This window comes from Streptomyces sp. NPDC060035, from assembly GCF_042736635.1.
Lineage (GTDB): Bacteria > Actinomycetota > Actinomycetes > Streptomycetales > Streptomycetaceae > Streptomyces.
Genome location: NZ_JBHWVO010000025.1, coordinates 1 through 12,253, shown reverse-complemented (window position 1 = coordinate 12,253; position 12,253 = coordinate 1). Strand labels below are relative to the sequence as shown.

Annotated in this window: 10 protein-coding genes; 3 read left to right on the top strand and 7 right to left on the bottom strand. The window is 71.1% G+C overall.

Translation table 11 applies throughout. The features are described from left to right. Positions 1-39: 39 nt before the first annotated feature. The 3 genes from ACFWBQ_RS30285 to ACFWBQ_RS30275 form a co-directional block, all read right to left on the bottom strand. Positions 40-1,170 (bottom strand): XRE family transcriptional regulator, encoded by a 1,131-nt coding sequence (locus ACFWBQ_RS30285; RefSeq protein WP_385502920.1) that lies wholly within the window; start codon positions 1,168-1,170, stop codon positions 40-42. A gap of 431 nt (positions 1,171-1,601) precedes the next feature. Then, positions 1,602-2,306 carry a DUF3017 domain-containing protein gene (locus ACFWBQ_RS30280; protein WP_385502917.1) on the bottom strand — a complete coding sequence of 235 codons (705 nt, stop codon included), beginning with the start codon at positions 2,304-2,306 and terminating at the stop codon, positions 1,602-1,604. Between the two features lie 20 nt (positions 2,307-2,326). Further along, positions 2,327-3,205, bottom strand: a complete 879-nt coding sequence (locus ACFWBQ_RS30275; protein ID WP_385502914.1) for a bifunctional methylenetetrahydrofolate dehydrogenase/methenyltetrahydrofolate cyclohydrolase — start codon at positions 3,203-3,205, stop codon at positions 2,327-2,329. Positions 3,206-3,441: 236 nt separating this feature from the next. On the opposite strand from ACFWBQ_RS30275, the gene ACFWBQ_RS30270 reads away from it, so the two are divergent. Then, positions 3,442-4,056: a hypothetical protein gene (locus tag ACFWBQ_RS30270; RefSeq protein WP_385502910.1), complete on the top strand. Its 615-nt coding sequence runs from the start codon at positions 3,442-3,444 to the stop codon at positions 4,054-4,056. A gap of 82 nt (positions 4,057-4,138) precedes the next feature. Here ACFWBQ_RS30270 and ACFWBQ_RS30265 read toward each other — a convergent pair whose 3' ends face one another. The 3 genes from ACFWBQ_RS30265 to purN form a co-directional block, all read right to left on the bottom strand. After that, on the bottom strand, positions 4,139-5,614 hold the full coding sequence (locus ACFWBQ_RS30265; RefSeq protein ID WP_385502906.1) for a DUF2079 domain-containing protein: 1,476 nt from the start codon (positions 5,612-5,614) through the stop codon (positions 4,139-4,141). Positions 5,615-5,788: 174 nt separating this feature from the next. Then, positions 5,789-7,342 (bottom strand): bifunctional phosphoribosylaminoimidazolecarboxamide formyltransferase/IMP cyclohydrolase, encoded by a 1,554-nt coding sequence (gene purH, locus ACFWBQ_RS30260; RefSeq protein WP_385502903.1) that lies wholly within the window; start codon positions 7,340-7,342, stop codon positions 5,789-5,791. After that, entirely contained in the window at positions 7,329-7,985 is a 657-nt protein-coding gene (gene purN, locus ACFWBQ_RS30255; protein ID WP_385502899.1) for a phosphoribosylglycinamide formyltransferase, read from the bottom strand. The genes purH and purN overlap by 14 nt, the downstream gene beginning before the upstream one ends. A gap of 238 nt (positions 7,986-8,223) precedes the next feature. On the opposite strand from purN, the gene ACFWBQ_RS30250 reads away from it, so the two are divergent. Beyond that, positions 8,224-9,159, top strand: a complete 936-nt coding sequence (locus ACFWBQ_RS30250; RefSeq protein WP_385502894.1) for a hypothetical protein — start codon at positions 8,224-8,226, stop codon at positions 9,157-9,159. 17 nt (positions 9,160-9,176) lie between these two features. Here the strand turns inward: ACFWBQ_RS30250 and ACFWBQ_RS30245 are convergent, their stop codons facing one another. Continuing rightward, the gene (locus tag ACFWBQ_RS30245; protein ID WP_385503382.1) at positions 9,177-10,871 is read right to left on the bottom strand and encodes a DUF6350 family protein; all 1,695 of its coding nucleotides are present in this window, start codon (positions 10,869-10,871) and stop codon (positions 9,177-9,179) included. A gap of 125 nt (positions 10,872-10,996) precedes the next feature. Here ACFWBQ_RS30245 and ACFWBQ_RS30240 point away from each other — a divergent pair, with 125 nt between their 5' ends. Further along, positions 10,997-12,205 (top strand): helix-turn-helix domain-containing protein, encoded by a 1,209-nt coding sequence (locus ACFWBQ_RS30240; protein WP_385502892.1) that lies wholly within the window; start codon positions 10,997-10,999, stop codon positions 12,203-12,205. The last annotated feature ends 48 nt before the right edge of the window (positions 12,206-12,253 follow it).

Sequence of the window (12,253 nt, the reverse complement as noted above, 5' to 3'; positions counted from 1 at the left end):
CCGGTCACGTACCGCATTCCACGACGGTCCCGGTCCGCCCTACTGAGGTGTGGTGCAGCCCTCCGTACCGGAGGCGAGAGTCGCGCAGGCCTTCACGTCGGATGCCTTCTTCACCGCGACCATCGGGGTGTACGCATCCGCGTCCGCGTCCACCGTGCCGTCCTGCTCTGCCGCGCCCGCGCTGATCCGTACGGTGTCTCCGGGGGCGGCCTCGGTGATACGGGCCCACGCGGCCGCGCAGGTCTTGCTGTAGCGGACCTCGACGAGGCTGGCGCCCACCGTGGCCCTGGAGACCGTGCTCGCGAACTGGCCTCCGCAGCCCATGGCCTCCGGATCCTGTCCGGTGCACGCTGCGCCGCTGCACTTGACCCCGGCCGGCAGCTCCGGCGCGGTGGTGCTCGGCTCGGCGGACGGGGTCGCGACCGCCCCCCCACCGTCGTCGTCCGCGCCCAGATCGGTGAGCATCACCGCGCCGGCTATCACCAGCAGAGCGCCCACCACACCCACGAGGAACATCGTCAGCTTGCGACGGCTGCCGGGCTGCCCGCCCTGCGCCGCACGCCGGTTCGGCGGCTGCGCCCCCGCGCCGCCGGCGTGGAAGCCGTCCCCGGGGCCGACGCCGCCCGGGGCCGCGGCATCCGGTCCCGCCCCGTGCCGCGGCTGCTGCGGGATCCGCGGCACGGCTCCGCGCTGGACGGGTACGGACGGCGGACGGCCCGCATCGCGCAATTCCTCCCCGGGCCCGGCCGCGGTGGAAACCCCCGCGCCCCCGCCCGCCCGTCCACCGGACCGGCTGCTCCGGCCGCCGTCCGCGGGGGCCGAGGTCGGCCCGAACTCGCCGAGCGCGGCACGCGCCTGCGAGATCCGGATGGCCTCCATCGTCATGTCATGGCGCATCTCGGAGCGGCTCCAGGCACGCTCCGCCAGCTCCCACATGGTCGTCAGATGGTTCTGATTGGTGCCCGTCACCTCGGCGAGCGCAACGATCGCCCCCTTGGGCGCGAGCAGCCTGCCGTTGAGATAACGCTCCCAGGACGTCTTGCTGTAGCCGGTGCGGTCAGCCACCGCGGCAATGCTCAGCCCGCTGCGGTCGACCAGCCTGCGCAACTGGTTGGCGAACTCCCTGACCTGCGGGTCGAGTTCCTCCGGTAGTGCCTTCCAACGAGGCATTACTCCCCCTCATTCAATTCCCCCGAACGTGCCCGACGCGCCCCCACTCCGTGACACCGAGCCCTGACGCCCCCATCCAGAACCGGCGGTCTCCCGCTTCTGAACTACCCAGGAGGATGCACAAAGCCAAGGTGTCAGTTCCTCACAGGGGGGCGCATGGGTGCATTCGGCGTCACCACACGCTCCGTCGTACGCCCGTGGCGTATGCCGGTTCAGTCTGCCATCGTTGCGCAGCGATCACACCGTGGCGGAATGGTCACTTCCGTGCCACAGGCCACCGCCACCCCTTGAACCCGACACCTCATGTCCCTGACGCTGGAGGCAGGACGGGGCAAGATCGCTCAAGTCACCATATTCCGGCGTCTCCTGCTCCGGAACGCCCCGTCCGGTGTCCGTCCCTTCTCGGGGGAGGGGACGGACACCACAGACTTCTAGCGGATGGTGAAGTGGACGACGTCCTCCAGGATGGGAACGTCCAGCCACGGCTTGGGCTGCGCCATCAGGGCCAGCAGGACGATCAGGGTGCCCATCAGGCCGTATGTGACAAGGTCGGTGAACCGGGACCGTACGGCCAGCATGCCGACCGAAGGAACCACCCAGCGCAGCACCGCCCCCGCGAGGAGGGCGACGCCCATCAGCATCGTGCCGATCCTGAAGGCTTCCGCGAAGGGGTCGGCCCCCACGATCAGCAGCCCGACCCCCGCGGTGCAGAGCACGGTGAGCAGCGGCCACTGCCGGGCGGGCGCGGGTGCGTCCCCCGGTGCCGCACGGCCGCCGCCCTCGGGCCGGGCGGTGTCACGGGTCAGCGAGAAGCGCGTCGACGGCGCCCGGGTCGAGCCGCCACCGCCCCCACTGGCCCCCAGCGCCTCGTCGGGCTCACCGGCCGAGGGTGCCTGGTGGGTCCCACCGACCGCGGGTGCTTCATCGGACCCACCGACCGCGGGTGCTTCATCAGACCCATCGGCCGCGGGTGCTTCGTGGGACCCACCGACCGCGGGTGCCTCATCGGCTGCGGGTGCTTCATCAGACCCATCGGCCACGGCCGTCTCGTCCGGACCGTCGGTCACAGCCTTCTCGTCCGCTTCAACAGCCTCGTCGGCGTGCGTACCGTCCGCCGGACTCGTACCAGCACCCATGACGTTCCTTCCGGTCCGGATCAGCCGGCGGAGACGGCAGAGGCATCGGCCGCCGCGCGCTCGGCCGCCTCGACCACGTTGACCAGCAGCTGGGCACGGGTCATCGGGCCGACACCGCCCGGGTTCGGGGCGACCCACGCGGCGACCTCGGCGACACCGGGGTGGACGTCGCCGACAATCTTGCCGTTCTCGTCCCTGCTGACGCCGACGTCGAGCACAGCCGCGCCCGCCTTCACGTCCTCGGGCTTGATGAGGTGCGGCACACCGGCGGCGGCGACGATGATGTCGGCCTGCCTGAGGTGGGCCGAGAGATCACGCGTGCCGGTGTGGCACTGGGTGACGGTCGCGTTCTCGGACTTACGGGTCAGCAGCAGCGGGATCGATCGGCCGATGGTGACACCGCGTCCGACCACCACCACATGGGCTCCGTTGATCTCCACACCGTGCTTGCGGAGCAGGGTGACGACACCCTGCGGGGTGCAGGGCAGCGGGCCGGTCTCGTTCAGTACGAGCTTGCCGAGGCTCATCGGGTGCAGCCCGTCGGCATCCTTCGCCGGGTCCATCAGCTCCAGGACGCGGTTGGTGTCGATGCCCTTGGGAAGGGGAAGCTGCACGATGTAGCCCGTGCATTCGGGGTTGGCGTTGAGCTCCCGTACGACCTCCTCGATCTCCTCCTGGGTGGCGGTGTCGGGGAGTTCGCGCTGGATGGAGCCGATGCCGACTTCTGCGCAGTCACGGTGTTTACCGTTCACGTACCACCGGCTGCCCGGGTCGTCCCCGACGAGCAGGGTTCCCAGGCCGGGGGTGATGCCCTGCGCCTTGAGGGCCGCCACGCGGACGGTCAGATCGGATTTGATCGCAGCTGCGGTGGCCTTGCCATCGAGAATCTGGGCAGTCATGACACCCATCCTCGCGGATGACCCCGCCCGCATACCAATTCTGGGTTGCACCGTGGACACGAGGTTGCACTTGCACAACACATTCGCCTATCGACTGGACAGAAAGCCGATGTCAGGACGACGATGAGGCGCGCAGTACCGCGGGCAGTGTCGGGGGGACCACCGTTTCAGATTGCGCATCGTTCCTCCGCCCGGACCGCGTCGTCCCCGCACTTCTGCAACGGAGGAATCTCGCCATGAGCTTCGGCGACCCCAACAACCCCTACGGCCAGCAGCAGCCCTATGGCCAGCAGCAGGGCGGGCAGCCGGGCTACGGCTACCCCCAGCAGGCCCCGCAGGGTGTTCCCCAGCAGGGTTACGGCTACCCGCAGGCACCGCCGGTCCAGGGCGGCTACGGCTTCCCGGGCGCACCGGTCGAGATGCCGGGCGGCGTGAAGGCAGCCCGCATCATGCTCTACGTCCTCGGCGGTTTCCAGGTGCTCGGCGCGATCTTCATGGTCGTCGGGGGTGCCTGGCTGAGCGACAAGCTGTCGGAGTCCGATGCCTACAGCTCGTCCAGCACCAGCAGCCAGGACGTGGCCAACATGAGCATGGGCGTCTTCGCCGTCCTCGGCATCCTGGTCCTCGGTTTCGCCCTCTGGGCGATCCTGACCGCCGTCAAGTTCTCCTCCGGCGGCAACGGAATCCGTATCTCGGCGATCGTCTACGGCTCGATCGTGACGCTCTTCAGCGTCATCAGCCTGCTGACGACGAACATCTTCGCCCTCATCAGCATCGCGCTGGGCATCATGATCATCGTCTTCTGCGCCAAGCAGGACGGCGCCCAGTGGTTCCAGCGTCCGCGCCACTGACGCACATCGTCGCCCTGCCCACTCCGTACGCGGGGTTCGCACGAAGGCCGTAACACCCGCACACCCGGCGGGTTTACGGCCTTCAGCCGTTTCCGGGCGCCGGCGTGGTCCGCTCCATCACGACGAAGGACCCCGCCCGGTGCTTGAGCCGGTAGCGCGCCTCGGGATGGAGCTGCTGGGCGTACTTCACCGGATCGTCGATCGGCCTCGACCAGCCGAAGTCCAGGTTGATCGCCACGACGTCGGGCGCGGTGCCGGGGGCGCCGCCGACCCAGTAGACCGTGCGGTCACCGGTCAGGTGCGCCATCAGAGTGATGTCCGTCTCCACGCGCGCTCCGGCGGGGATGGCATCCAGAGCCTCTTCGGCCGCCTCCACGCGCGCGTCGGAGCGGTAGAACTCCGGGCGCAGCAGATCACGCAGGGGCAGGTGCTGGGTGAGGGTCACGGCGATCGCCGCGGCGAGGGGCACGACGACGTTCGCGTACGCGAGAAGCCAGGGCCGTTGCGAGGCCCGGCTGCGGCGGATGCCGTCGGCCATGGCCAGGAAGACCACCGGCATGAGGATCGCGCTGTAGTGCCAGACCATGCCCCAGTGGTTGGAGTCCTGGGACAGCAGCCGCCAGCCGAGCGTGGGCAGGACGAGCAGCATCAGGGGCGAGCGCAGCGCCATGAAGGCGGTGATGCCGACGAGGAAGATCAGCATCTCCACCTTGACGGAGGAGTCGAGGACACCGAGGACGGAGTCGAGCAGGGAGACCTCCTGGTCACCGTCCTTGTCGATCTTCTTCCAGTAGTCGTACGTCCCCGCGCTGCTGGCCGCCGGAATGAGGACGAGGACGGTCAGCGCGAACGCGAACACACCGAAGGCCGCCAGCAGCAGACCCTGGAGCCGCCTCCCGTAGAGGGCGAGGAGGGCGCCGACGACCGCGACGGTGATCCCGAGGTCCTCCTTGATCAGGACCAGGGGCACCGACCAGAGAACGGCGGCTGTCCAGCGCTGCAGGAGCAGCGCGCGGCAGACGAGGGCGATCAGCGGGACGGCGAACGCTATTTCGTGGAAGTCGGCCTTCACCGCTTCCTGGAGTCCCCAGGAGAGCCCGTACGCGACGGTGGCGCAGAGACCGGAACGACCGCCCAGGAGCTGCTGGACGGTGCGCCCGACGATGACTGCGGAGGCGGCGAACAGGGCGGACTGGGCGAACAGCAGCGCGAGGGCGGACGGCCAGATCCAGTAGAGCGGGACGAGGAGCGCCACTACGGGGCTGAAGTGGTCGCCGAGTATGAGATAGCCGGGGCCCTTGATGTCGACGACCGGGGCGTTCAGCCCGGCGTACGCGCGCACCTCCTGTTCGAAGATGCCCAGGTCCCACGAGGGCGACTGGAAGTGGCTGTACCGCAGGTACGCGTAAAGGAAGTAGAGGGCGCACAGGAGTGCGGCCACGATCAGATAGGGACGCAGCGGCACGGGGCTCGACGGGCCACCGCCCCGCGCGGGCGCCGGTTCCGGCTGCTCCCGGTCGCCGGACACGTCCGTGTCGCTCTGGTTCAGGTCAAGCACGATGCCCCCGCAACGGAATCCCTCGCTGGTCACTGCCGGCCGTCACGGTCCCGCCCGCTACGGCCCGACAAGGCCATTCATTAGAACAGAGGGCCGACCGATCTCCGTACGCCGGGACACGGCACAGGCCGCACCCGGAGCGGGTGCGGCCTGGGCCGGATCACTGTGGCGTCATCAGTGGAAGAAGTGGCGCGTGCCCGTGAAGTACATGGTCACGCCTGCCTTCTTCGCCGCCTCGATCACCAGTTCGTCGCGGACCGAGCCGCCCGGCTGGGCCACGGCCCTGATCCCGGCAGCGGTCAGGATCTCCAGCCCGTCGGGGAAGGGGAAGAAGGCGTCCGACGCGGCGTACGCGCCCCGCGCCCGCTCCTCGCCCGCCCGCTCGACGGCGAGCTTCGCGGAGTCCACCCGGTTGACCTGGCCCATGCCCACGCCGACCGAGGCGCCGTTCTTGGCCAGCAGGATGGCGTTGGACTTGACCGCACGACAGGCCTTCCACGCGAAGGAGAGCTCCCTGAGCTCGTCCGCGGAAAGGGCCTCGCCGGTCGCGAGGGTCCAGTTGGCCGGGTCGTCGCCGTCGGCCTGGAGCCGGTCGGCGACCTGGAGCAGCGCGCCGCCGTCGATCGGCTTGACCTCGACCGCGGTGGCCGGAGCCCCGGGGCAGCGGAGCACCCGGATGTTCTTCTTGCGGGCGAGGACCTCGACCGCGCCGTCCTCGTACGCCGGGGCGACGATGACCTCGGTGAAGATCTCGGCGACCTGCTCGGCCAGCTCCACGGTCACCGGACGGTTGACGGCGATGACACCGCCGAAGGCCGACAGCGGGTCGCAGGCGTGCGCGTTGCGGTGCGCCTCGGCGACGTCGTCCGCGATCGCGATGCCGCACGGGTTGGCGTGCTTGATGATCGCGACGCACGGCTCGGCGTGGTCGTACGCGGCGCGGCGCGCGGCGTCGGTGTCCGTGTAGTTGTTGTAGGACATCTCCTTGCCGTGCAGCTGCTCCGCCTCGGCAAGGCCACCGTCGCCGGAGGTGTAGAGCGCGGCGGGCTGGTGCGGGTTCTCGCCGTAGCGCAGGACGTTCTTACGCGCGAAGGTCGCACCGGAGAAGTCGGGGAAGCCCGAGTCGTCGGCGGCGGCGTAGCCGTCGGCGAACCAGGAGGCGACGGCCACGTCGTACGCGGCGGTGTGCTGGAAGGCCTCGGCGGCCAGCCGCTTGCGGGCGGTCAGGTCGAAGCCGCCGGCCTTGACCGCGGCCAGGACGTCGGCGTAACGCTCCGGGCTCGTCACGACTGCCACGGACGGGTGGTTCTTGGCGGCGGCGCGGACCATCGAGGGACCGCCGATGTCGATCTGCTCCACGCACTCGTCGTCGGACGCGCCGGAGGCGACGGTCTCCTTGAACGGGTACAGGTTGACGACCACGAGGTCGAACGGCTCCACGCCGAGCTCGGCGAGCTGCTCACGGTGGGCGTCCAGGCGCAGGTCGGCGAGGATGCCGGCGTGCACCCGGGGGTGCAGCGTCTTGACGCGGCCGTCGAGGCATTCGGGGAAGCCGGTGAGCTCCTCGACCTTGGTGACCGGCACCCCGGCTGCAGCGATCTTCCCGGCGGTGGAGCCGGTGGAGACCAGCTCGACACCCGCCTCGTGCAGACCGCGGGCGAGGTCCTCGAGCCCCGTCTTGTCGTAGACACTGACCAGAGCGCGGCGGATGGGCTTATTCACCGACATGACCGAGATGAACCTTTCGTCCCTCAATGCGATAGCCGTCGCGGGCGAGCCGCCCTACGGCCTCGACGAGCAGCTTGCGCTCGACTTCCTTGATGCGTTCATGGAGGGCTGCTTCACCCTCCGGGGTGTCCTCTTCGGTCACCTCGACCACGCCCTGCGCGATGATCGGACCGGTGTCGACGCCGTCGTCGACGAAGTGGACGGTGCACCCGGTGACCTTGACGCCGTACGCGAGCGCGTCGCGCACCCCGTGGGCACCGGGAAAGCTGGGGAGCAGGGCGGGGTGGGTGTTGATGAACCGGCCGCCGAACCCGGCGAGGAAGCCCTTGCCCACGATCTTCATGAATCCCGCGGACACGACGAGGTCCGGGCGGTGCTCCGCCACGGCGTCGGTCAGCGCGGCGTCCCACTCCTCGCGGGTCGCGTACTCGCCGACCTTGCACACGAAGGTGGGGAGCCCGGCACGCTCGGCACGCTCGAGGCCGAGGGTGCCGTAGCGGTCCGCGCCGACCGCGACGACCTGGGCGCCGTAGCCCTCGGGGTCGTCGCCGATCGCGTCGAGCAGGGCTTGGAGGTTCGTGCCCGACCCGGAGACCAGGACAACCAGACGGGCCGGAGCGGCGGAGGGGGGCGGGGAGGCCACAGCAGGGCCCTTTCTCGCGTGGTAAGGCAGGTGCGATGTACGGGAGATGCGTTTGTATGGTCGTACGAAAGAATCTCGCCCCGGGATACGGGGAACTCTACGAACGGTCCGACCGTCAGCAACGATACCGGCACACCCAGCGGCCCCCACGGGACGGGGGCGTGGCCGGGAGGTAGCGTCAGGGGACAGGGAACCGTCCTCAGGGCGGAAATGACGAGATGGGGAAGACGTTCACCACATGCCGGACCGCCTCCGCACCGCCTTTGGCCACCCGCTGCCCGAGCGGACCTTCACGCTGATGCGGGAACGCCAGCCCTCGTCGCCGGACTCCTCGTCCCCGACAGGCTCCTCGTCGGCGCCGGAATCGTCCCCACCTGCAGGCTCCTCCTCCGCGCCGGACTCCTCGTCGACGCCGGACTCCTCCGCGCCCTCCGACGACAATCCGTTCGCCGCCCCGCCCGAGGACCGGCCCGACCAGCCCTGGCAGCCGCGCCACCCGTCCCATGCGCCGGGGAGCAGCGGCAACGGCGGCAACGGCGAAGGCCCGTCCGACGACCGCCCGGTCTGGGGAAGCCAGTGGAGCGACCAGCAGCCGGGCCGGCAGAACGGCGGCTTCGGCAGCCGTCCCGGCGGCACCGGCGGGCAGGGCAGCCAGGGCGGAGGCCCCGAGGGCAGCCCAGGCGGACTGCGCTGGGACCCGACCGACCCGGCGCAGCGCCGCGCCCGTTATGCGGTGCTGGGCGGCATGTGGGCGTTCTTCTTCGCCCTCTTCGACTTCCCCGAGATCGCGCTGCTCCTCGGCGCCCTCGCCGTGTACTGGTCGGTCAGCGCCCTGCGCGCGGGGCCCCGGAAGAACCCGGCACAGAGCGCCACCGGCGCCGCGACCGCCGGCATGGCCCCGGACCGTGCCCCCGCACCCGCCCCGTCCGGTGCCGCTCCCGCGACCCCACCCGCTACAGCCCAGAACAGCAGCAGGCAGCAGACCACGGCTGCCGTCAGCGGCCTGGTGACCGCGCTGCTCGCCCTGCTGATCGTTGCCACGTCGTTCACGGTCCAGCTGGTCTACCGCGACTACTACACCTGCGTGAACGACGCCCTCACCAAGTCCGGCGCCCTGGCCTGCAACGATCTGCTGCCCGAGCCGCTGGAGCCCTTCTTCGGCGTGAAGAAGTAACGCCGGGGGAAGCCCCGCTACGACGCAGCCTCCCGGCCGGGTTCCGGGTGCCCCTGGGCATCCGGAGCCCGGCCTTCCGGCTTGCCGTCGCCTGTCACCGAAGGGGCGAGAGCGTCACCTGTCACCGAAGGAGCGAGAGGGTCACCCGTCACCGAAGGAGCGAGAGGGTCACCTGTCACCCAAGGAGCGAGAGCACCGGGAACAGCGGAGAAGTCCGCCATCAGCCCGCCGGAGCTCTTCCGGAGCGCGGCCCAGCGCGCCTTCCTGGCATCGTCCTCGTGCCACGGGTCGGCGGACAGGAATTCGTACGACTCCGAGCCTGCGGGCCGGGCTGCCTCCACGTCGTCACCGCCGCCCTTCCCCGTCGGCTTCTCGCCCCCTTTCCCGTCGGCCCTCTCCTTGGCCCTCTCCTCCGCACGCTCCACCTGATCCCGCCGCCACCCCCACCGGCGTTCCCGCAGCCGCCAGAACCTGAGCAGCAGCGCCGCCGGTACACCGATCACGGCCGTCCACACCAGTGCGGCCGGCCCCACCAGCCACCACACGGGGCCGAACTCCGCCAGCGCCCCGGTGCCCATCGGCCCGCCCGACGCCGCGGCCAGCACCGCCGCACCCGCTCCGCAGCCAACAGCCCCCAGCCCTGCCGCCAGCGCCGTGCCCTGTGGAGTCCAGGCATCCTCGCGCGCCCCGTCATCGGGAGCCGCCCCCCGCGCAATGAACCGCGCGACCATCAACGCGGCAGCGACGGGCACCACCACCGCCGCCCAGTTCGCGGCCGTCCCGGGCCCCGGGGACGGCACAGCGGCCAGCAGGGGGAAGTCGGGCAGGGCCGGATGCCCGGCGAAGACGAGCGGGGTGACCGTGGACGCCGTACCGAGGGCGAAACCGGGTCCGAGGCCGTATGCGGCACCCCACATCGCCGCATTCGGTACGAGAACCAGCGCCAGCAGCACGATGGCGACCCGGCCCGCCCAGTGGCCGGACAGTGCGAGGTAGGACTCCCGGGCCTCCGCCCCGTGCACCACCAGCGCCACGGCTACCAGCACCGCACCCCCGCCGAGCAGCACCGTCACACCGGCCGCAGCCGACCGGAGGACCGCCTGCGTCCCGGCCCGGAACCGGTCCCTGGCGACAGCCTCCTGCAGCCTCAGCGGCGCCCAGACCATCAGCGCACCCACGGGGCGCCCGCACGCCGCCCAGACCCCGGCCGCAGCCGCACCGGCCACCACCGCGGCGAGCGGGAAGGCGAGCGAGGTCCGCTCAGCAGGAAGCCCGCCGCCCCGCGCGTACGCCGCCGCGGCCAGCGCAACCAGCAGATATCCGGCGGTCACCGCACAGAACGCGCCGAGGGCCGAATGCTTCGCGGCGGAATCCTCCTCCTGCTCCGCGGAATCCCGTCCTGCCCGGTGGGCCAGCCACACCGGCAGCACGACGAGGAGCAGCGGGACGGTCGCCACGGGGGCCGGATTTCCGCTCAGGGTGTCGGCTCTGACGAGCTCGGCCCCGTGCGCGAGGAGCCACAGTCCGGTCGCCACATGGAGGGCCTCACCCGGACCGCTGTCGGGGTAGGGGGAGCTGATCCACAGCACCATGACCAGGACGGCGAGCGAGCCGAGCCCGAGCCCCGCCGCGATCGCCCCGCGCACAAAGGCGAAGGCCAGTGCGGCCGACCTGCTCCGCTCGGCCGGCAACATCGGGCTGCACTCGGTCACTTGGGTCACCCGGTCATGCTCCCAACGACACGCACTTATTCCGTGTAACGGGCGAATAGCCGCTGTGTCGCTCAATATACGTTTATGTACTTTTTCACCCGGTGCAGTGCCGACAGGGGCCGGACATGACGCGGAACACCACCGGTCCGGGCGCCGCCGCCCCGTTGCCCTCCCCCAAGGAGCGCCGACGGCTGCGCGAGGCCAGGGCGCTGAGTGAGGAGCAGGTCGCAGCGGCCGTGGGCGTCACACCGGCCACCGTCCGCGCCTGGGAATCGGGGCGCACCAGCCCACGGGGCCGCAAGCGCACGGCGTATTCCACGCTGATCGGCTCCGCGGACACCCGCACCGGGCCGCGGGATGCGCCGCCCCCCTTCGTCGAAGCCACCGGGAGCACCACGATGTCCCCGACCGAGCCCGGCACCGCAACCGGAGCCGCCGCAGGCACCGAGGCGGCTCCTGCCGCCTCCCCGCCTGCACCCGCCCCTGCACCCGCGGCACATGCCCCGACAGGGGGGCTCACGGCCGAGGAAGCATTCGACGCCCTGTACACACGCGCCGCGGCCGGACTCATCCACCAGGCGTATCTGCTGACAGGGCGCCGGAATCTGTCCCAGGAGGCCGTCGAGCACGCCTTCCAGCTCGCCTGGCAGCGCTGGCCCGAGGTCGCCAGGGACCGCGACCCGGGGGGCTGGGTACGCGCGGCGGCGCACGAGTACGCGATGTCACCCTGGCACCGGCTGCGCCGTGCCCACCGCCACCCCGACGCGCTGCCCGAGGATCCGGGGCGGCGCGCACTGCTCGACGCCCTGCTCGGCATGCCGGCGTCCTACCGGCGCACCGTGCTGCTCTACGACGGTGTGGGCCTGGATCTGCCGGAGACGGCTGCCGAGACCGAAGCGAGCACCCCGGCGGCGGCGAGCCGGCTGCTGAACGCACGGGCCGCCATCGCCGAAAGGCTGCCCGAACTGGCGGATCCCGTGTCGCCCGGCGAGCAGTCCGCGCTGCTCCAGGAACGGCTCAGCGCGCTCGCCCTCACCGAACAGGTACCCGCACCGCCTCCGGCCCGGACCGTCCGCAGGGGCAGCGAGCGCAAGGCCGAACTATGGACCCGGGCGGCGATCTGCTTCGCCGTGCTGCTCATCGGAACGACGGCGTTCACACTGAAAACGGCTCCCACGCAGTACGAGCAGCCGATCGCTCCGGCCGAGCGGGTCGGCGGTGTGCCCCCACGCGGCGGCCCGGAGAAGCTGACCCCGCAGGATCTGCAACTGCAGAAGGCGCTGCGCGGCGAGCTCGCGCACGGCCCGGAACGCCTGGTGCCGCGGATCCCCTGACCGATGCGGCAACGGCTCGGGCCCGCACCCCTCGCAGGAGGGGTGCGC

Bases quoted from the DNA above. Each gene is read 5' to 3' on its own strand.
- ACFWBQ_RS30285 (WP_385502920.1), bottom strand. From the start codon at position 1,170: ATGCCTCGTTGGAAGGCACTACCGGAGGAACTCGACCCGCAGGTCAGG.
- ACFWBQ_RS30280 (WP_385502917.1), bottom strand. From the start codon at position 2,306: ATGGGTGCTGGTACGAGTCCGGCGGACGGTACGCACGCCGACGAGGCT.
- ACFWBQ_RS30275 (WP_385502914.1), bottom strand. From the start codon at position 3,205: ATGACTGCCCAGATTCTCGATGGCAAGGCCACCGCAGCTGCGATCAAA.
- ACFWBQ_RS30270 (WP_385502910.1), top strand. From the start codon at position 3,442: ATGAGCTTCGGCGACCCCAACAACCCCTACGGCCAGCAGCAGCCCTAT.
- purH (WP_385502903.1), bottom strand. From the start codon at position 7,342: ATGTCGGTGAATAAGCCCATCCGCCGCGCTCTGGTCAGTGTCTACGAC.
- ACFWBQ_RS30250 (WP_385502894.1), top strand. From the start codon at position 8,224: ATGCCGGACCGCCTCCGCACCGCCTTTGGCCACCCGCTGCCCGAGCGG.
- ACFWBQ_RS30240 (WP_385502892.1), top strand. From the start codon at position 10,997: ATGACGCGGAACACCACCGGTCCGGGCGCCGCCGCCCCGTTGCCCTCC.